Below are 20615 nucleotides of genomic sequence, written 5' to 3' on the forward strand. Positions count from 1 at the left end.
TACCCACATTAAGCAACACGATGCACTATCTTCTCATTGTCTAGCTTATCCTTATAGTCATAATTGAAATTAGTTACGTGGAGGGTGACTTCTACTTTTAAATTTTGTACTTTTAGTATTATCAACCAGAAAAATAAAGAAGGGGTGAAAGCAAGCTTTTAAAGGAAAAACAGTTATTTCTAAATCGAGTATTTTATCCTGATGTAAGGTGCCGTAAGACTCCCACTTCAAGAGTTGTAGGAGATACAAGAAGTAAAAGTGGGAGGTAACGACACCTAAATTCCCGATTCGTTCAAAGTCCTTTTAGGTCATACCTTTGTGGTACTAACATTCCGTGACGATGGGGGAAAAGTCCTACGGAATGAAGTTTGACTTTATCAAGGATTTTATATTGCTTCTGTTGTTTTTAAAGAGAGTCAAATAAAATACGAATACATTGCCAAATGAAACATTTATTACGAACTAGAACCGGTTAAAAATAAAGTTATTTGAGAGGGTTTTCTTGTGAATGGTGTTCAACGATGACTAACAGGCGGAACAAGCTATGATGATGTTAACAGATGGAAGTGAGTGCTCTTCTTCAATGAGTCAGGTATATTATTAAAATTTCATATTGTCCAAATTTAGGGGCTCAGCTACGGACGAAAAAGACTAATAATCTAGTGCACGCTTGAATAAAATGAAGTAAAGTTAAAGGAGATGATAAAATGGCAAATTACTTAAAAAGTGCTGTATTTGAACATGAATTTTGGCTTGAGGTATTGGAAGATCACGCTAGATTTATACATGATTCCCTTTACCCATCAGAAACACAGGATATTAAAAAGGCTTCTTATTTTATTCAAAACTTCAACCAACTCTTAAATAAATCAAGGTCGTTAAACGAATCAAATGCAATATCCTTTTCAATAAGTGTAGAACCCTTTGTTGAACAATTAAAGATATTCAAACTTTCCATTATTAAACGCCAATTAACTGGGGATATTGGTATTCACCTTACACCTACCTTTTTGAACCATATGGTAAATGAGTTAGAAGAATACCAGCTTGTGTTAAGTTATCTGAAAGAAGGTAAAATCCCTCCTGTTTTTCACGAATTACACCATCATTTAATCTGGCTTTTAGATGCTTCTGGTCATGCAGGTGCTATAGATTCTCGGATGGATGGGGTTGAGAAAAGATTGAAAGAGAAAAGCAAAACGTTTACCAAACATTTTGACCAATTTTATCTAAAAGCTGTGGAATTAACGGGTTACTTACGAGCAAATGTTAAAACATTTCCTGCATTAAATAGATTTAATAATGATGTTGAGGTAGAAATGGAGTTATTTAAAACATTTTTGAATGAACTTGAAGAAATGGAGTTAAGTGCAGAAGTATTGGGGACGTTTACGGCTTCGATGGCAGATCATATGGCAAGGGAAGAGCATTATTATTTAATGAAATTAGCTGAATCTAAGAGATTGTTTTCTGCTAATTAAGTTCATGGCTAAAAAGAGAAGGGTTAATCTTCACAGAAAAAAATGAATTTTAGTTAAAATGGTAAGCAGATTTAAGCTTAGGGTCACACTTGAAATGGTTTACTAATACGAAAGATGATATTTTCCCAATTAGATATTAAAATTACTTTATGTAAAAAATGAAACATCTTTGTAGCAAATTACGTTATATAAATGTATTAGTTTTTGGACAAAAAGGAAAAGGTGTTTAGACGATGAAAATAAGAACATATAAAGTGAATGAACTGGATAGGTTAGTAAATATATGGTATGAGGGTTCCTTATTGGCACATGATTTTATTGAGCAAAATTATTGGAAGTCACAACAGAAAGCGATGAGGGAAACGTATCTTCCAATGGCAGAAACATATGTAATCACAGAAGAGAATAAGGTAGTAGGATTTATTTCTATGGTTGACAATTATTTAGCAGCTTTATTTGTGGACTATCAATGTCAAGGAAAGGGGTATGGCAAAAGACTTCTACATTTTATAAAGGAAAAAAGGGAACAGATTGATTTAAAGGTGTACCAAAAAAATAAGCGGGCGGTTTCTTTTTATTTAAAGAATGGCTTTGAACTTTGTGAAGAACTGTTCGATGAGTTGACAGGAGAAAAAGAGTTTTTAATGAAGTGGAAAAGGTAATGGTTTAAAAATTAACCAAATTATAAGAGCTGGAACTGGACAAACATTATATACAATACATTCAAGGCTATGTATTAACCAATTTAAATTAAGACCAAAAATATATACTTAGTATATATTTTTTTTGGCCTTTTTTGTTTAAAATAGTAAAATAAAAACATTTTATCAACAAAATCACTTGATTAATTATATACTAAGTATATAATTGTGATAAACAAAATGTGAAGGGGAGTCTCATGTGATTCGTGTTAGTAATCTGACCAAAGAATTTTTCCAAGGACAAGAAAAAACAAAAGTACTAAAGGGAGTAAATTTGCATGTTAAAGAAGGAGAGTTTGTTGCAATCATGGGTCCAAGCGGCTCTGGAAAAAGTACCTTGCTTCAATTGCTGGGTGGGCTCGATTTACCAACAAGTGGGGATATACAAATCAATCAACAATTATTAAATAACATGAATGAAAAGGAGAGAACGATTTTTCGGAGACGGCATTTAGGGTTTGTATTTCAAAATTATCAGTTATTACCAACCTTAACAGTTGAAGAAAATATTGCTTTTCCTCTTTATGCGGATGGAAAAATAAATAAAGAACATGAGAAAACGATTACTAATTTAATCACAGCTGTTGGATTAAAAGGAATAGAGAAAAAGAGTGCGAATTTACTTAGTGGCGGGCAACAACAACGTGTAGCCATTGCCAGAGCACTTGTTAATCATCCTTCTGTTTTATTAGCTGATGAGCCAACCGGTAATTTGGATAGAGCGATAGCTGAAGAAATTCTTCGTTTGCTACTAATGTTTAACCGTAAGCAGCATCAGAGCATTGTTATGGTAACGCATGATATTTTTGCGGCAGGATTTGCTGATCGGATTATTCTTTTTAGGGATGGTGTTATTGAGAAGATAATTGCTAGAAAGGATGAAGACTATGCTGAATATATGGCGAATTTCATGGCGTAATATTACGAAAAATAAAAAACGCTTTTCCTTATCATTACTAGCAATTATCTTTGGCATTTCTTTTTTAACAGCAATGCTAGTAGCTGATCGAACAACGACTGATGTCTTCCGTTATTATGAAAACATGTATGTAGGTAATGCAGATTATTGGATTTTAAGTGATCAAGGTACTTATCCCAAAGCAGATATATCTAATATAATAACAGATCCTGATGTTAAAAATTCATTAGAAGTGCTTGATAAACACGCTTTTTTTGAGCTTGATGAAGGTCGGTCGTTGCAGGAAAGATCGGTTCGTATAACTGGGGTAAACGATCAAGCGAGTCCTTTGTTGGAGCTTCCTGTTATAGAAGGAAGCTTGGATAACCAGGGTTTAGTTATTCCTAAAGTCGTTGCCGAACTATTGGATAAAAAAGTGGGCGATACTATTACGTTTACAGGATTGGGAACAGCAAAAGTATCGGCAATTGTGGAATATACACAGTTACTTGCAAGTCCAAGCAATTGGCAAGATGCTGAATCGACAAGTTTCCGTGTTATGGCCCCATTAGAGATGCTAAGAAACTGGACGGGAATGGAAAATGAGCTTACCTATGTGCGTTTTCAAACAAAAGGGGATGGAAAAGAGCTGTTTCAATCAGCGCAAGAGTCATTGAAAGACTCAAGTATGTATATTCAGCCTGTAGTTGCAGATGATTTACAAAGTAACGATATAGAAGGACTCTACACGTTTTTTTATTTAGTTGCGTTTTTGTCCATTTTTATAAGTGGGTTTATTATATTTAATATGATTTATACAAGTGTTATAGAAAGAAAAAAAGAATTCGCCATCATAAAAAGCTTTGGATATTTACGAAGTTCTGTATCTAAGCTAGTACTGATTGAAGTTACTCTGTTGGCTTTGGCTGGTACTTTAATCGGAGTGCCAATAGGAGTATGGCTCGGGGATTTATTTATGAAAGCACTGCTTCGTGTGTTTAAATTTGATATGGTGTACTCATTGCAATGGGAATTACCAGTTATAAGTTCAATAGCAGTTGGATTAATATTTCCCATTATTTTTTCATTATTTCCTATTTACCACGCGGGTAAGACACCTATTTTATTGGCAATAAAGGTAACCAACAAAAAGCAAACCACATTACGTCATTTTTTATTTAGAATTGTTTTAGGTTTTGGACTGCTTGGGTTTCTAGTTATTGATAGCCCAATGTCATATATTGCAACTATAGCAGCCTCTATTTTGCTGTTTCCTTGCTTAGTAATCAGCCTAAAATGGATCATAGAACCAGTATTAAAATCGCTTTTTGGTTATCCTGGCTTGATTGCTGCAAAAAACCTGTTCCAACAGTTGAATAGAAATGCAAATACAGCTGCAATTCTTGCCATAGGTATAGGCGTTATCTTATTATTAGGTGCGGCAATTGAATCAGCTCCTAAAACTTTTAACGAGGAAATTAGAGAGACATACGGAGGAGATGTTCGAATTACTTCCGAAAAACCTTGGTCAGAAGAGGATATAGCAAAGCTTCAATCGTATAAGTCTATTACAAGAGTTGAGCCTTTAGCAGAAGCAACCTCAATTACTTGGAAAACAATCCAAGGTGATCTCAGGCAATTTTCCGTTTTTTCTGTTAGCAGTGATGGCTCCTCCTTATTTGATGATCAATATAAGCATCATTTATTTACTAAACTAGTACATAAGCCAACGCTTGTTCTAGGAACTAGGGCATTTAAAGAATGGGGTGGAGAAATTGGACAAATGATAGAGATGAATACTCCTTCTGGGCCCAGAAAATATGAAGTCATTGATGTAGTGAAGACTTCTCATTACAATGGCTATGTAGCGTTTATGGATAGTGATTATTTCCAAACAAATTTTGGCTGGTCTAACTCTTTTGATATCTTGCTTACAGTTGATAATCAAACGTTTGATCAACTACGTACTCGGTTATGGAAAGATTTTGATAGCCATTTATCAAAAGTTCAAACAGTTGAAGAGGAAATAGAGTCTACTACTTTTGCCATAAAAGGGATGAATGACCTTATTTTATTTATGTTGCTGTTAATTATTATTTTAGCTAGTGTTGGTACAGCTAATACATTATTAATGAATACGCTTGAGAGGACATTAGAGATTGGAATAATGCGATCTATCGGCTTTACAAAGCAACAGGTTCGTACGATGATACTTCTTGAGGGCTTGCTAATTGGAGTAGCAGGGATAATTGGAGGCATTGTGATTGGTGCGCTACTTATTTATATAACAAGTGAATCGGCATCTATGGAGGGGGTTATGTCTTTCCAATTGCCAGTTAATAACGTTATACTAGCTATGATTGCTGGAGTTGTCTTGAGTCTTTGTGCAGCTTGGATTTCAAGTAAGAGCGCTATGAGACTAGACGTTGCATCATCACTAAAAGAAGGTTGATTAAAGTGTCAGTAAAATATGGGATTTTAACATTATTATCGGTTAAACCGCATCATGGCTATGAATTAAAAATAGAATTGGATTTACTTCTTGGGCTTAAAGGAAAAATTAATCCAGGACAAATATATACAACGCTTGATCGTTTAACTCGTGATGGGTTTGTGGCATCACCAGGAATGGATGAGCAAGAAAGAAAGCTATATGATATTGAGTGGAAGGGAAAAGAGGAATTAAACACATGGCTACTAGAACCAGTAGCCTATAACAACACAAAAGAAGATTTCTTCTTTAAATGGAGCTGTGCCAGGGAAATTAATTTTGCCTTGGAGAAAAAGATGTTGACTCAACAAAAACAATTAATTGTCAAAGAAGTGATGGAGTTAACAAAATTAAAAACTGAATTATTAATTCAAGGTGATGAGAATAGATATTTATTAGTGACGGGCACTTTACTACATTTAGAAGCCGATTTAAATTGGATTAATCAAGTAGAAAATCGAGTACTTTAGCGGATTTTTTGATTAAAAGGAGGGAGATCACCTGGATTTTCTTGTAACTTACAGTTGGGAAATATTCGTAGCCACAGAATTATTATCCCTTAGCTCATTGATTCTATTTGGTTTGTTTCGTTATTTTTTTAGTAAACCAAAACTTAGTTTAATGTTCATCCTTTTATTTCTATTATTATTAACTGCAGAAGCCTTATTAGGCATATATGTTTATCAACAAACAGGCGAAGTTTCCACTTTTCTAATCATTATCGCTGTTTTTGTGATATATGCTTGTACATTTGGTATTTTTGATTTTTTAAGGTTAGATCGTTGGATGCGTAGTAAACTTGGTAAATTGCGCGGGGTAGAACTGCTAACAGAAAAAGACTATGCGATTATGAGAAGAAACAAGGACCCTAAATATATTGCAAAAAAGTATCGCATCATGTCCTTGATTCATTTCATACTCTTTGTAACAGTACAAACTATTTTTTGGTCGATGGGAACAGATAGTATATCGGAAATGAAAATGTATTTAACGGATCTTTCTTGGATAGAAAAAGGGAATGTGGAGGATTCCCCTTATCCAAATGAAACGATGTTTACGATTGGTATGATATGGGGAATCGCTTTTGTTGCTGATTTTATCTATTCATGGTCTTATACAATTTTTCCTAGTAAAGGAAAATAACATAGTAGTTAAATACATAATATAAGAAAGAAGTTTAATGAATTTACCGCATGATCTTCATTAAACTTCTTTTAATTAATGAGCTTTTTGTTTAATAATACTCTCTTTCGGCTGCTATTGCGTCTGCTTTTGTTCGATGCACTGTACCAAATGGATGCTCTGGTGGGGCATAAATGGAATAAAGTTTAAGTGGCTTATTGCCTGTATTGGTTACATTGTGCCATGTACCAGCCGGTACCATAATGGCATAGCCTTCATATACATTACGTTTGAAGTATAAATTATTTCTAGAATCCCCCATTTGGACTACTCCTTGCCCTTCTTCGATACGCAAGAATTGGTCGACATCAGGATGAATTTCTAAACCGATATCCTGACCAACTGGGATGTTCATAAGCGTAACTTGAAGATGTTTGCCCGTCCATAACGCAGTGCGAAAGTTTTTATTTTGTTTTGTAGCTCTATGAATATTTACTACAAATGGTTGTTTTCCGTAATCCTTTAAAACAACCCGATCATCTTCATCAGCTACATGCCAAAAATCTTCTTGATAATCCGGTGTATGAATTGGCATAGGTTGAAACATTGGTTGGTCCCGTTCATTGGAATAAACTGGTGGATTCACATAATAAGGATATGGATATGCGTAAGGATAATAATACAACTTGCTCAGTCCTTTCAAATGTAATCATATTATTCTATGCAGATGAATGGGTGGATGTACATAATAAGATCTCTAAAGGAATATGGGATATCGTTGGAAGTATATACGGGGGTGCTGTCGGTTTTGTAAAAAGACTGGTGAATAGAATAGTAGGAAAGTTCCGGGCTAGTAATGATTCTAATGGATTTTTTAGCTGTGCGCATGTAAGGCTTCAAGAGTTGTAGGCGATACGAAGAAGGCAAAGTGGGTAGATAACGGTACCTAAATGTCTGGGTTTGTTCAACTAGGGGTTATGGAAAACTACTGAATGAAACTTTACTTTAACGCAAAACAACTATATTATTATATTCGATTCAACTTCAAATTAAACCAGCCATTACACTACCAGAGTGTAATGGCTGTTATTCTGTGATTAAAGGCTAATTTCGGATTAAGTAGTCAAATGCGCCTAAAGCTGCTGTTGCACCTGAACCCATGGAAATTATGATTTGATTATATGCGCTATCTGTACAGTCTCCTGCGGCAAATAGCCCGGGAACGTTTGATTGGCCATGTTTATCGACGATGATTTCGCCCATGCGATTACGCTCCACAGTTCCCTCTAGCCATTCTGTATTTGGTACAAGGCCAATTTGCACGAATACACCTTGAAGCTCAATATGTTTGACTTCTTTTGTGTCTCTGTCCATATAAGTTATACCATTTACACTATCAGTCCCTGTGATTTCTTGCGTTTGTGCATTTTTTATAACTGTTACATTCGGTAGACTGTATAAACGTTTTTGCAGGACTTCATCTGCTTTTAACTCTGGAGCAAACTCAAGAACTGTGACATGCTTAACAATCCCAGCCAGATCAATGGCTGCTTCAATTCCAGAGTTACCACCGCCAATGACAGCGACATCTTTGCCTTCAAATAATGGACCGTCACAGTGAGGACAGTATGCTACTCCATTATTCTTGAACTCTTTTTCTCCAGGAACGCCAATATTTCTCCAACGAGCACCTGTAGAAATAATGACCGTTTTACTTTTTAGTACTGCACCATTTTCGAGTTCTAATTCAAAAAGATCCTTCTTTTCAATGTGTTTAGCACGTTGGGAGTTCATAACATCAATGTCGTAATCATTTACATGTTCTTCTAAATTAGCTACAAGTTTAGGACCTTCTGTGCGTTTCACACTAATAAAGTTTTCAATACTTAACGTATCTTGGACTTGGCCGCCAAAACGCTCAGCGACAATACCGGTACGAATCCCCTTACGTGCAGCATAAATGGCAGCACTTGCACCTGCTGGACCCCCACCAACAACAAGTACATCAAATGGATCTTTCTGAGACAGTTCAGATGCATCCACACCGTGGCCTAATTTTTCAAGAAGTTCTTCTAATAATATACGGCCGCCGTTAAAGAATTCTCCATTTAAATAAACGGCAGGAACAGCCATGATCTTCTTCTTCTCTACTTCTTCCTTAAAAGCCGCACCATCAATCATGGTATGCGTAATATTAGGATTAAGTACGGCCATCATATTTAAAGCTTGTACAACGTCAGGACAATTGTTACAGCTTAAACTAACATATGTTTCAAAGTGATATTTTTCACTTATACCTTTAATTTGATCAATTAGATTCTGATCTAATTTTGGAGGTCTGCCACTCACTTGTAATAGAGCCAATACTAATGAATTAAATTCATGTCCTAATGGAAGGCCGGCAAACGAAACTCCTGTATCTTCACCGACGCGGTTCACACTAAAACTAGGTGTTTTTGGTAATTCTGTATGTTCAACAGATATCTTAGAGGACATGGAAGCCAGCTCATCAACGAGAGCCAGCATGTCCTTAGATACCTCATCCGAACCAGTGCTTACTTTAAGCACGATGTCGTTTTCTAATAGTCCAAGGTATTGCTTTAATTGTGACTTAATATCTGGGTCTAGTACCATTTTTTATAGCACTCCTTAAATTTTACCTACTAGATCAAGGCTTGGCTTAAGTGTTTCAGCGCCTTCTTTCCATTTTGCAGGGCATACTTCACCAGGGTTATTACGAACATATTGTGCTGCTTTGATTTTGTCAACAAGTGTACTAGCATCGCGACCGATTCCATCAGCGTTAATTTCTACAGTTTGGATAACACCATCTGGATCAATGATAAATGTGCCGCGATCAGCAAGACCTGTTTCTTCGTTTAAAACATCGAACATACGAGTAAGTGTTTGTGATGGGTCACCAATCATTCCATATTCGATTTTCTTAATTTTTTCGGAAGCATCATGCCATCCCTTATGTGTGAAATGTGTATCAGTAGAGCAAGAATAAACTTCAGTACCAAGTTTTTTTAGTTCTTCATATTCGTTTTGTAAATCTTCAAGTTCTGTTGGGCAAACAAATGAGAAGTCTGCCGGATAAAAGCATAGTACTGTCCATTGCCCTTTAAAATTTTCTTCAGTTACATCAATAAATTCGCCATTCTTGAATGCTTTTGCTTGAAATGGTTGTACTTCAGTTCCTATTAAAGACATAATTATCTTCCTCCTAGGTATATTTTTGCTAGTAGCTCAAGTAGAACTTTAGCTATAATAATTCTAATCACACATCTATTATTAATTAGTAGTTGTTTTTTGTCAAGGAAATACCACTTTAAGCAAAGATTTACCGCAACTAATAAGGAGAATTATTGAAGAATCAGAGTCCTCTCTACTAAAATCAACCCTTTTAAATTTAAGAGTTTAAGGAATTTTGGAAGTAATGATTTTCATTATTAATTGCTTTTTGAGAGTAAACCTTTTCGATGAAATAGTTAAGATAACCTGTTATAGTGCTAGATTGGATACTAATTGATAATCAGTAATACAAAACAATCTCAATATGCTATGATGTTTTCTTATTGTAGAAAGAAGTTATTCGATTAGGAAAGAATCTGTTTAACTGAAGAATAGATGAAGGTATTGACTAAGGGGCATGTTGTCTTCTTAGGTAATAATTTACTTGTTAAGTAAGGTTATCATTATTGGAAACATAAATAATAGCTAGGATTGAAGTTATAGCGGATAAAATAACGAATATAAGAGAAGGTAAAAGTAAAGCTTGGAAAGATGGTACATCTTTATAAGATGCGAATTCTTTAAGTACGGGTTCAAAAAGAGAAGATATAGGAGTAGCGCAGTTTAACCTTATAGATCTTTCCAAAAACAATAAGTTTCATTGTGTAGAAATAATTTGAGTTTACATAAACTGTGCCATGACCTTAAAGGGTGTGTACCTTCGCGTTTAGCGAATGAATAAGTGGAAAAAGGCGTTCTGCAAGTGGGAGGGTTGAATGTTGATTCGTCTTAATAGAAGGAGTCGCGTTAGAACCATCTTTAGGGGGAATATTACTTGCCCTATAGGCATTTAATAGCTTTTTAGATAGCTTCTTGTTGAAGACTCCTTCTAGATCTTATAAATGATGATGTCATGACTATTAATAATGTTATACCCAATGAATAGCAGTAGCTTCTCATTGGGTACGGTACGTTTCTGTACTTAGAGAAACTTACATTGCTTTGCGAATGATTTCCATTACTTCTTCAAGTTTTGGTTTTCTTGGGTTCGTTGCAGCTGTAGCATCTTTCATTGCGTTTTCTGCAAGAGTAGGAATATCTTCCTCTTTTGCACCAAGTTCTTTAAAACCGGTTGGAATATTCAAATCTCTAGCTAAGCGCTCAATTGCAGCAATAGCTTTTTCTGCTGCTTCACGTTTACTTAAACCTTCTACAGCTTCACCCAAATACTCTGCTATTTTTGCAAAGCGATCTTCACGTCCTACAATATTGTAACGGCACACATGCGGTAAAAGGATCGCATTACATACTCCGTGTGGCAAGTTGTAGAAACCGCCCATTTGGTGAGCGATGGCATGTACATAACCTAATGAAGCATTGTTAAAGGCCATTCCTGCTAAGAATTGAGCATACACCATTTTTTCGCGTGCTTCGATATCTTTTCCATTTGCAAAAGCACGTGGCAAGTATTCAGGAATTAATTCGAAAACCTTTTCAGCAGCTGCATCAGTCATTGGTGTTGCAGCAGTTGAAACATAAGCTTCAACAGCATGTGTTAAAGCATCTAAACCTGTTGCAGCAGTTAATGCTGGTGGCAATCCGATCATTAATTCTGGGTCGTTTATAGAAACTAGTGGGGTCACATGTTTGTCAATGATTGCCATTTTCACTTGACGCTTTACATCTGTAATAATGGTAAACTTCGTCATCTCACTAGCTGTTCCAGCAGTTGTGTTAATAGCAATTAATGGAACTAACGGATTTTTTGACTTATCCACACCTTCATAATCATGAATAGTGCCTCCATTTGACACAACTAGTCCTATACCTTTAGCAGCGTCGTGGGATGATCCGCCTCCTAATGATACAAGGGAGTCACATTTTGCTGCTTTAAAAGCTTCTACACCGTCAGCAACGTTTTTATCTGTAGGGTTTGGCTCTGCTTTAGGGTAGATTTCTACTTCAATCCCTGCTGATTTAATAATATCAGCGATTTTTTCGGCAATTCCTAATTTGAATAATCCTTGGTCTGTTACTAGCAATGCTTTCTTTGCATTCACATCTTTTAGACGAGAACCAGTTTCTTGTATGGCTCCTTGTCCAAATAAATTAATCGATGGCATTGAAAATTGGCTCTGTGTTGTCATTCTACTATCTCCTTATCGATTTTTATTTTTTGTGATCAGCAGAAGCTAGAAATTTTATGCCTGTTCATGCTGTTCACACAATTCCCCCTACGCCTCCAATATATAGGTATTTTTTACTGGTTTCAACAAAATAGCTCAAAATTTGACAAATAAAACGAAAATCTTTCATTTTTTATTTTATATTTACCAGTTTCTTATCATAGCTTTCTAATGCTCGTATTTTCACAAATTGGAATGATGGATGTTTTTGATGACCTAATATAACTGTTTTTTAAAGTTTGTGTTCATAAATAAGATAATAAATTTTAAGGTTGGCAAAGATCGTAACTTGAAAACTACGATGTATTGCCGTCGACTTGTTCCTTAGCCTTGAAAAAGAAAACTGCTTTTTCTGTATGTGATAGGATTAAATTTCTGCTTCGTTGTCTAATTTCAACGATAAATGTAGAGACTTAAACCTCTAAACTTATTTGTGCTTTACTGTATTAAAAAAATGAAAAAACACCTTAATGTTTGGTATACTTAAATGGCAATTAATTACAATTTACATACAGAGAGGTGTCTCATCATAAAACAACGATTGGCCAACTATTTTAAGTATTGATTGTTTGCTTAGCGATTAATAAATCATCCGGAATTATGGAATTCCCTAGGACATGGAAGTCTTTTTATAACAACAAATCCTTATTAAACTTACAAAATGAGTTTCAAGGGGTTGGTTTTGTGATTTATTGAATAAGGATTAGCATACAAGTATTACCTTCGTAAGATATATTGTATTTTGATGGCAACACCGATGAGATAAAGATAGCATGGATGACCGGACACTTAGCAAATTTTACGATGAAATTAGCTATCTCGCCTGGGTTGTACCATTACTGCAATTAATCGGACTTTTTAGAACTAGCATCAATATGATGAAAACACGAATTAAAAGTTAACTACAACATTAATTGCCGAATTACCTAGATATATCCAGGGTTTAGCTACGAGTTTCACTGTGCGAAAGTTGGGTATATATTAAAATAATGAGTAGCTAACAGCACGAAAGAGGTGTCAAAGACATGGAATTAATTTCAATTATTATTCCTACTTACAATGAAGAAGAAAACATACAGTTAATTTATGAAAGTGTAAAGCGGGAGTTTGATAGACTGGCTTATCATTTTGAAATGATTTTTATTGATGATGCCAGCACGGATAATACCTTACATCAAATTAAACAATTAGTTTCTAAAAGCACAAATGTGAGATACATTTCTTTTTCTAGAAATTTCGGTAAAGAATCGGCAATGTTGGCTGGCCTACGTCATGTACAAGGGGAAGCTGTTATAATCATGGATGCCGATCTACAACATCCGCCATCATTGATTCCAGATCTTGTTAAAGGTTGGGAAGATGGATATGATCAAGTAATTGCGCGACGTAATCGTAATGGTGAAAAGCCAATTCGTAAATTTCTATCCTCTGCTTATTATCGGATCATCAACAAGGTAGTAGATGTCAAGTTAGAGGATGGAGTGGGTGATTTCCGTTTGCTAAGTCGGCGTGCTGTTTATGCAGTATTATCTTTAGATGAAGGTGCGCGCTTTTCAAAAGGTTTGTTCTCGTGGATTGGCATGGCACAGAAAATAGTTGATTATGAGAATGTTCCTCGGAAGAACGGAAAAACGAAATGGTCTTTATTAAAATTGTTGAGTTATGGATTAGATGGAATTGTGTCATTCAATAATCGTCCTCTAAGAGTTTGTTTCTATACAGGTGCGCTTATTTTACTGCTGTCGATTATCTACAGTATTATTATATTTGTGCAAATTTTGCTGAATGGCATTAAAGTTCCAGGCTATTTTACGATTATTACTGCCGTTCTAATATTAGGCGGGATTCAGTTGTTAAGTCTAGGTGTGATTGGGGAATACATAGGACGTATATATTATGAAACAAAGAAACGTCCTCAATACTTAATTCAAGAAACGAATATTAGAAACGGAGAAGGCTATGAACGAAACAGGTCGAGAATTTCTCAGATTTATCATCATCGGCGTAGTCAATACTATTAATTACTATGCCGTTTATCTATTATTACATCTTGTTTTTAATGTTTACTATATGGCGGCACATATAACGGGATTTATTGTAAGTTTAGTCGTTTCTTTTTTCTTAAATACTTATTTTACATTTAAAGTAAAGCCCACATGGAAAAAGTTTTTGAAATTTCCAATCACTCAGTTATTTAATTTCAGTATCACGTCGCTATTCGTGTTTGTTTTTACAGAACTATTTCAGGTAGACAGTAAAATCACACCTCTCCTTGCCGTCTTTATTACAGTTCCAATGACATTTATGGTAACTGGGAAAATATTGAAAAGAAGAGAGTGTAATAGATGAAGAAACGAACATTATGGTTTTTTATTATAGGTAGTCTACTCGTCTCGGTAGCTACACATCTTTTTTTCTATCGGCAATGGCTTGATAAGCATTGGATGATTGGACCGAATGATGGTCTTTCACAAATTGTGACGTTTAAAAAATTTATTTATGAAAATTATCGAAGTGGTAATTTTTTCTATGCTTGGGATTTTGGCTTGGGTGGGGGTTTTTACAGTCAATTAGCCTATTATTTTTCCACCTCCCTTGTCTTTTTAGTGTCTACTATTGTTATTTTTATTCTGGATATCTTTCAATGGGTCGATCCCTCTAACGTTGAATTTTGGGCTCAATCTAACTTATTTATCAGTATCATTCGCTTAAGTGTGATCTTATTTATTACGTCCTACACGTTTCAATATATGAAAATCCAAGCCTTTCCGGCTTTTACGGGGGCGGTTGTATACGGTTGTTCTGTTATGTACATGCGACATGTTGTTTATTGGGAATTTTTTGCTGATGCGTTTATATGGTTGCCATTAGTTGTTTTAGGATTGGAGAAATTAATACGAGAAGGCAAGCAAGGTTGGCTGATTTTTGCTATGTCCGCCATGCTGATTAGCAATTTTTATTTTGCCTATATCCAACTCATTTTTTTAATTCTGTATGTACTTGGCCGCTGGGTAATTGCACTTACTGACAATGAGTTACCTAGAATAAAACAGTTTAAACTTTTGGTGTCAAGTGGATTGATCAGTTTTTGCATTAGCGCAGTGGCGTTTATACCGGCTGTTTATGGGTTTTTCAACAATTATCGACCCCCTTATGATCGGGAGATTCCACTGTTCGATTTAATTGATAACATATTGTTTGCTAGTCCCTATATTGTGTTACCAGTAGTTTTTATGTTACTGATATTTACCTTCCCTTTGTATCGTAATCGATTGTTTCGCTTTTTTGCTGTGTTTAGTTTCGTATTGCTTATATTTCACTTAAGCCCTTTGGCAGCCAGTGCTTTCAATGGCTTTTCTGCTCCACAATATCGCTTTGAATATCTATTATCCTTTACAATAGGTGGTTGTGTTGCCATTGGCCTGCAGCAATTAAATAAAATAGCTGTTCGTTTTCTTTGCTTGGCCTCGTTCATTTCTTTATGTGTCTATTTGTTAAGTTTCAATTATTTTGATCCTAATATAAAAGTTCCAGAACGAGCAACAACCGAGTTCTCTGCGGTTGTAATTGCTATTTTTGCTCTATTTACTATTTTGGCTATATTAATGATGTTGTATGTTTATTTTCAAAAGAAGGCTTTGCTCATTATTATTCAATCATTTGTCATTCTATGGAGTATAGTGTCAGTAAATACAGTAGCTAAATATGGGATAACAGACAATGGTGGGCTTCAAAAAGTAACACATAATTATTTAATGAGTGATAATTATAATAGTGCCGAACAAAGGAATTTGATTGATCAAGTGAAAAGGCAGGAGCCCAATTCATTGTCCCGAATCGATTGGATGACGCCTAAGCGATATAACACACCGATTGTACAGAACTTTAATGGTACGAGTCTATATTCAAGTATCGCTAACAAAGCATTGTTATGGTTTTACTGGAGGGAATTAAAAATAGATACAGGTCATGAAACTGTAAGTCGCTACGGTACCCTTGGCAATCGTGCAAATTTGCATGCGTTATTACAGACAACATATTGGATGAGAAAAAAAAGTCAGGAAGCGAATGTACCTTATGGCTTTACAAAGTTTGTAGAATCCAATAAATATGTTATTTATAAAAGCAATTTTTACCTTCCGTTTATCCGAACAGGTAAAAACATTTATAGCGAAGAGCAGTTGCAAACAGCTTCTGTTTTAGATCGTGAACATGCCATGCTTTCAGGAGTAGTGTTTGAAGAAGAAGCAACTAGACAAAAGTTAGATTTGGTAAAAGAGAAAAATGTTATCAAGCAAGCGACTATTAAAGGAGTAGGTGCTAAATACCAAAATAACCACTTATCGGTTGTCAACGACAAAGGAGGCATCGATATTATTCCGGGATCTGTACAAAAAAACACAAAAGACTTTTATGTTGGTTTTTCTATAAAAAACGTAAATGGTGATGGTTTTCCTATAAAAGTAAATAAATACCGTACAACTAGAAAACCTGCCCATTCTATTTATAAAACCAATATAAATGACCTAATAATCCGTGTTCCAGCTAAAGACATTATCTCTATTCGTTTACCAAAAGGGGAATATGAGTTGAATAATTTATCGCTTTATGAAGAAGATTATAAGGAATTGCATGAAGCTGTAAAAGCTGCTGCTCATTCACCATCGTTTACGTGGGAAAAGAACAAAATAACTATACATTACAATAATCAGACAAAGGAAAAATGGATGGCTTTACCAATTCCATTTGAAAAAGGCTGGAAACTTTGGATTAATGGTAAGGAGCAAGCCATTGAAAAAGCAAATTACGCATTTATTGGCTTCAAGCTGAACAGCGGGAAAAACCATATTAAAATGGTATATCATCCTCCTTACTTTTTTCCAGCTCTTGCTTTGACAATTATTGGGCTTTTTGCTTGGGCGATGTTACATCTGCGTAGTAAACGTAGAGAAAGTGGTCATTTAAATAACCAAAGTGTAAAAATGCGCTCATTACTTATGAAAGTTGATAAATCAAGAGATTAGCCACAAAGAGTGTGGATTGTTGAATTCTCTTCCTGATTTGTTTTAACGTTTCATAGAGGATAGGCCTCCTTGGGAATTTGATCCTTCTAATGTCGGACTTGGGCAACCCCTATGCTGTCTGTAAAGTACCACAAAACAAACGGATTGCGTGACTACCTGATATATAATCAAGGCGTGTGTCGGTGTTAGAAAGTGGAGATAAGAGATTATCATTTCGTATAATTATTATGGCTATTTCTTCACTACATAAATGTGGAGGAATAGCCTTTTAACACTTTCGGTTACTCTGGCTAAAAGTAGATATAACAACCTCTTTCCCAGATTATTTTCATAATGAGTTATAAGTAGAGTAAAATTTTATTTACTAGTAGAGGTGTCTCAAGGGCAGATGAATCAATTATATGGGATGATTTAAGTGTTTTTCATCGCTTTGGACAAGGTCATGTAAGGAGTTTATTTCCAGGTTCAACTTAGACGGTTAAAAAAGAAAGAGTATTAGACACTTATAATTGTGTTCAAAAAGAGAATAAAAGGACAAAGGTTGGCTAAGGTCTCCGGCGTCGTTAAAAAAGCAGGATACTTTTTCCGCATGCATTGTTTTGCTGTCGAAGCCTACTCTGTTCTACTGCAAAAAGCCGACCCGAACACCTCTTGTCGAGCCGAAGTGCGAAGCGGTTTAGTTTTGATTGGCACAGTGTATGCAGTTAAATGCACACGCGCTAGGTCAGCTTTCTGGAACCTATTCCCGGGAAGGAAAAGTGTTTTTCTTTTCAAGAAAAATTCGATCGTCATTTTTATCAACTTTTAAACATCCTTTTGTGGTGAAACTACATCATATATCCGACCGATAGCTATTCATGACTTTCTTTTTTTTTCTGCAATATTTTCAATTTATATTGATCGCCCCATTCTTTCATTTGCGTGATAATAGGTTCTAACGTTATTCCAAATTCAGTCATTGAATATTCTACCCGTGGCGGGACTTCCGGATAAACGTTTCTATTGATAATACCGTCATTTTCCAATTCACTTAATTGTAATGATAGCATACGCTGTGTGATTCCAGGGATTAACCGCCGTAATTCATTAAAACGCTTTTTATCTTCGAGCAGATAATATAAGATAACACCTTTCCATTTGCCGCCAATTACATCTAAGGTCGCTTCTACTGGACAACCTTCTGGACACCCATAGCCACTTTTTCTGTTTCTCATGAAGTCACCACCTATTAATTTTAACAATATAGGTAACACTAATGTTACTATACAACATAAATGTGCCCTCTTACATATTTTTTAATTTGTTTTTATAATACAAACTAAATAAATGAAGGAGATGATGAAATGAAAGCAATCGGTTTATTAGAATATTTGCCAATTGAAAAAGAAAAAAGTCTATTTGATTTTGATGCGCCAAAACCAGTAGCAAAAGGAAGAGACCTACTTGTTAAAATAAATGCTATTTCTATCAACCCTGTAGATGTAAAAGTTCGCTCACCGAAACCAAAAAAAGAAGAAACGCCGAAAATCTTAGGATGGGATGCGAGTGGCGTTGTTGTTGAAGCGGGAGATGATTGTAAATTATTTCAAGAAGGAGATAAAGTATATTATGCAGGCGCTATTAACAGACCGGGAACATATAGCGAATATCATCTTGTGGATGAACGGATTGTTGGAAAGAAACCGACAACATTAACATTTGCAGAAGCTGCTGCAATGCCACTAACAACTATTACTGCTTGGGAAGCGCTATTTGATAGATTATTGATTAACCCTGACAATAAACAAGAAAATAGTTTCAAACAGATTTTAATTATCGGGGGTGCTGGAGGTGTGGGCTCCATTGCGATTCAACTTGCTAAATGGGCAGGACTTCAAGTCATTGCAACAGCTTCACGGCCAGAAACGGAAAACTGGGTGAAACGGCTTGGCGCTGATTATGTAATTAATCATCACAAAGCTTTCAAGGATCAACTAGCTGCAATTCAGTTACATGAAGTTGATTTTATTTTTTGCTTAAATAACACGGACCAACATTGGGAAGCAATGAGTGAAGTAATAAAGCCACAAGGTAAAGTCTGCTCGATTGTTGAGAATGAACAGCCACTTGACTTAAACGTATTCAAAAACAAAAGTGTGACATTTGTTTGGGAGTTTATGTTTACACGCTCATTATATGGGACTGATGATATGATTAGTCAGCATACACTATTGAACAACGTAAGCGATTTGATCGATTATGGAGTTGTTCAAACAACGCTTAAAGAAAGCTTATCACCAATAAACGCAGCAACTTTAAGAAAAGCTCATGCAACAATAGAATCTGGAAAAATGATTGGTAAATTAGCAATAGAGGGTTTTGAAGCTTAAGTAGTTGTTTATTTTGAAGTGAGGCGTATGATAAAAAAGTACGCCTCCTTATTTATACGATAGAAAACTATAAAACTTTAAGCTTTATCCCGCATGTAAGGTGCCGTAAGACTCCCACATAAAAATCTTGAGTGATACAAAGAGCCAAGGGAGAAAACGGCACCTAAATGCCCGATTGGTTCAAGGGCCTTTAGGTCATACCCTTGTGGTACTAACATTCCGTGTGAAAAGCGTTCCACGGGAATGAAGTTTCACTTTATCGTATAAGAAAAACGATAGCCTTCGCCATAAAGACTTGGTGATAAGCTTAGTTTTTCGAATAAAATACTAAGCTTCTGATTGTTTTAGTATTTCTGCTATTTCATGAAACCCACGTTTTTCGGCATGTTGTAATGGAGTAATCCCATCCTCATCACCAATAGTAACATCTGCTCCATGATCGATTAGCAGTTGAACGATTTCCTGATGTTTTTTTCCGCCATCACTAAGTATAATTGCTTCCATTAACGCAGTCCAATGAAGATTATTAATATGATTAACATCTATTTCTGAACGAGTGAGTAATGCCTTTACAACCTCAACATGCCCACGTTCTGCAGCTGGAATTAGCGCAGTTCCGCCAAATCTGTTCGTAATCGAGGTATCAGCTCCTGCATCTATTGCTAGCTTTACAATATCTAGTAATCCCTCGGCACTTGCATACAAAAGTACATTATTTAAGTTGTTATCCCGAATATTAATATCTGCGCCCTGATCGATGAGTGCTTTTACTGTGTTTATTTCATTATTGTAAGTAGCTGCTAAGACAGCATTAGTACCTTGCTCGTTAGTTGTATTAATATTTGCTCCGTCCTGAAGAAGTTTTGTCACTTTTGCGGTATCTCCCTTTTCAGCTGAATAAATGAACGCTTGGTTCAAATCGCTCACCTTCTTATCATTTGATTTAGAGGAATCATTGTTGCTTGTACAAGCTGTAAAAATAATTAAATTAAGCAATACAATAATAACCGTTTTATACTTCATTTTAACCTCCTGATAAACTTAGTTTAACATGTGTCTAATGTTAAAGAAAATTCAAAAGATTCAACAAAATACATTGATTTGGGTTG

The 20615-nt window shown here is 35.4% G+C and carries 16 protein-coding genes; 10 read left to right on the forward strand and 6 right to left on the reverse strand.

Features of this window, described 5'->3' with window-relative positions; genetic code table 11:
- The first annotated feature begins 707 nt into the window (after positions 1-707).
- From JNUCC74_RS01905 to JNUCC74_RS01930, 6 genes are all read left to right on the forward strand, one after another.
- Positions 708-1481: a DUF2935 domain-containing protein gene (locus JNUCC74_RS01905; RefSeq protein WP_454066697.1), complete on the forward strand. Its 774-nt coding sequence runs from the start codon at positions 708-710 to the stop codon at positions 1479-1481.
- Positions 1482-1714: 233 nt separating this feature from the next.
- Complete coding sequence (locus JNUCC74_RS01910; RefSeq protein WP_454066698.1) at positions 1715-2143, forward strand: N-acetyltransferase; 429 nt, start codon at positions 1715-1717, stop codon at positions 2141-2143.
- A gap of 238 nt (positions 2144-2381) precedes the next feature.
- Positions 2382-3101 (forward strand): ABC transporter ATP-binding protein, encoded by a 720-nt coding sequence (locus JNUCC74_RS01915; RefSeq protein ID WP_454066699.1) that lies wholly within the window; start codon positions 2382-2384, stop codon positions 3099-3101.
- On the forward strand, positions 3070-5532 hold the full coding sequence (locus JNUCC74_RS01920; protein WP_454066700.1) for an FtsX-like permease family protein: 2463 nt from the start codon (positions 3070-3072) through the stop codon (positions 5530-5532). Before JNUCC74_RS01915 ends, JNUCC74_RS01920 begins: the two co-directional genes overlap by 32 nt.
- A gap of 5 nt (positions 5533-5537) precedes the next feature.
- Positions 5538-6041: a PadR family transcriptional regulator gene (locus tag JNUCC74_RS01925; protein WP_454066701.1), complete on the forward strand. Its 504-nt coding sequence runs from the start codon at positions 5538-5540 to the stop codon at positions 6039-6041.
- Positions 6042-6153: 112 nt separating this feature from the next.
- The gene (locus JNUCC74_RS01930) at positions 6154-6714 is read left to right on the forward strand and encodes a hypothetical protein (protein ID WP_454066702.1); all 561 of its coding nucleotides are present in this window, start codon (positions 6154-6156) and stop codon (positions 6712-6714) included.
- Between the two features lie 91 nt (positions 6715-6805).
- Here JNUCC74_RS01930 and JNUCC74_RS01935 read toward each other — a convergent pair whose 3' ends face one another.
- The 4 genes from JNUCC74_RS01935 to JNUCC74_RS01950 all read right to left on the reverse strand — a co-directional run bounded on the left by JNUCC74_RS01935 (position 6806) and on the right by JNUCC74_RS01950 (position 12074).
- Positions 6806-7378, reverse strand: coding sequence for a cupin domain-containing protein (locus JNUCC74_RS01935; RefSeq protein WP_454066703.1), 573 nt, complete (start codon positions 7376-7378; stop codon positions 6806-6808).
- Between the two features lie 419 nt (positions 7379-7797).
- Positions 7798-9327, reverse strand: coding sequence for an alkyl hydroperoxide reductase subunit F (ahpF, locus tag JNUCC74_RS01940; protein ID WP_454066704.1), 1530 nt, complete (start codon positions 9325-9327; stop codon positions 7798-7800).
- Between the two features lie 15 nt (positions 9328-9342).
- The gene (ahpC, locus tag JNUCC74_RS01945; protein WP_077319205.1) at positions 9343-9906 is read right to left on the reverse strand and encodes an alkyl hydroperoxide reductase subunit C; all 564 of its coding nucleotides are present in this window, start codon (positions 9904-9906) and stop codon (positions 9343-9345) included.
- A gap of 1013 nt (positions 9907-10919) precedes the next feature.
- Positions 10920-12074, reverse strand: a complete 1155-nt coding sequence (locus tag JNUCC74_RS01950; RefSeq protein WP_077319206.1) for an iron-containing alcohol dehydrogenase — start codon at positions 12072-12074, stop codon at positions 10920-10922.
- 1064 nt (positions 12075-13138) lie between these two features.
- On the opposite strand from JNUCC74_RS01950, the gene JNUCC74_RS01955 reads away from it, so the two are divergent.
- Genes JNUCC74_RS01955 through JNUCC74_RS01965 form a run of 3 tightly spaced genes read left to right on the forward strand, consistent with a single transcriptional unit; the run spans position 13139 to position 17137 of the window.
- A complete protein-coding gene (locus JNUCC74_RS01955) occupies positions 13139-14134 on the forward strand; it encodes a glycosyltransferase family 2 protein (protein ID WP_077319207.1) in 996 nt (331 codons plus the stop codon).
- Positions 14073-14462 carry a GtrA family protein gene (locus JNUCC74_RS01960; protein ID WP_077319208.1) on the forward strand — a complete coding sequence of 130 codons (390 nt, stop codon included), beginning with the start codon at positions 14073-14075 and terminating at the stop codon, positions 14460-14462. The genes JNUCC74_RS01955 and JNUCC74_RS01960 overlap by 62 nt, the downstream gene beginning before the upstream one ends.
- Positions 14459-17137: a YfhO family protein gene (locus tag JNUCC74_RS01965; RefSeq protein WP_454066705.1), complete on the forward strand. Its 2679-nt coding sequence runs from the start codon at positions 14459-14461 to the stop codon at positions 17135-17137. Before JNUCC74_RS01960 ends, JNUCC74_RS01965 begins: the two co-directional genes overlap by 4 nt.
- A gap of 851 nt (positions 17138-17988) precedes the next feature.
- Here the strand turns inward: JNUCC74_RS01965 and JNUCC74_RS01970 are convergent.
- A complete protein-coding gene (locus JNUCC74_RS01970) occupies positions 17989-18351 on the reverse strand; it encodes a winged helix-turn-helix transcriptional regulator (RefSeq protein WP_454066706.1) in 363 nt (120 codons plus the stop codon).
- A gap of 129 nt (positions 18352-18480) precedes the next feature.
- Here JNUCC74_RS01970 and JNUCC74_RS01975 point away from each other — a divergent pair, with 129 nt between their 5' ends.
- Entirely contained in the window at positions 18481-19506 is a 1026-nt protein-coding gene (locus tag JNUCC74_RS01975) for a zinc-binding alcohol dehydrogenase family protein (RefSeq protein WP_454066707.1), read from the forward strand.
- 327 nt (positions 19507-19833) lie between these two features.
- Here the strand turns inward: JNUCC74_RS01975 and JNUCC74_RS01980 are convergent, their stop codons facing one another.
- A complete protein-coding gene (locus JNUCC74_RS01980) occupies positions 19834-20529 on the reverse strand; it encodes an ankyrin repeat domain-containing protein (protein WP_454066708.1) in 696 nt (231 codons plus the stop codon).
- Between the last annotated feature and the right edge of the window lie 86 nt (positions 20530-20615).

It is taken from the genome of Cerasibacillus sp. JNUCC 74 (assembly GCF_053667775.1).

Bases quoted from the DNA above. Each gene is read 5' to 3' on its own strand.
- JNUCC74_RS01905 (WP_454066697.1), top strand. From the start codon at position 708: ATGGCAAATTACTTAAAAAGTGCTGTATTTGAACATGAATTTTGGCTT.
- JNUCC74_RS01910 (WP_454066698.1), top strand. From the start codon at position 1,715: ATGAAAATAAGAACATATAAAGTGAATGAACTGGATAGGTTAGTAAAT.
- JNUCC74_RS01920 (WP_454066700.1), top strand. From the start codon at position 3,070: ATGCTGAATATATGGCGAATTTCATGGCGTAATATTACGAAAAATAAA.
- ahpF (WP_454066704.1), bottom strand. From the start codon at position 9,327: ATGGTACTAGACCCAGATATTAAGTCACAATTAAAGCAATACCTTGGA.
- ahpC (WP_077319205.1), bottom strand. From the start codon at position 9,906: ATGTCTTTAATAGGAACTGAAGTACAACCATTTCAAGCAAAAGCATTC.
- JNUCC74_RS01950 (WP_077319206.1), bottom strand. From the start codon at position 12,074: ATGACAACACAGAGCCAATTTTCAATGCCATCGATTAATTTATTTGGA.
- JNUCC74_RS01955 (WP_077319207.1), top strand. From the start codon at position 13,139: ATGGAATTAATTTCAATTATTATTCCTACTTACAATGAAGAAGAAAAC.
- JNUCC74_RS01960 (WP_077319208.1), top strand. From the start codon at position 14,073: ATGAACGAAACAGGTCGAGAATTTCTCAGATTTATCATCATCGGCGTA.
- JNUCC74_RS01965 (WP_454066705.1), top strand. From the start codon at position 14,459: ATGAAGAAACGAACATTATGGTTTTTTATTATAGGTAGTCTACTCGTC.
- JNUCC74_RS01970 (WP_454066706.1), bottom strand. From the start codon at position 18,351: ATGAGAAACAGAAAAAGTGGCTATGGGTGTCCAGAAGGTTGTCCAGTA.
- JNUCC74_RS01975 (WP_454066707.1), top strand. From the start codon at position 18,481: ATGAAAGCAATCGGTTTATTAGAATATTTGCCAATTGAAAAAGAAAAA.
- JNUCC74_RS01980 (WP_454066708.1), bottom strand. From the start codon at position 20,529: ATGAAGTATAAAACGGTTATTATTGTATTGCTTAATTTAATTATTTTT.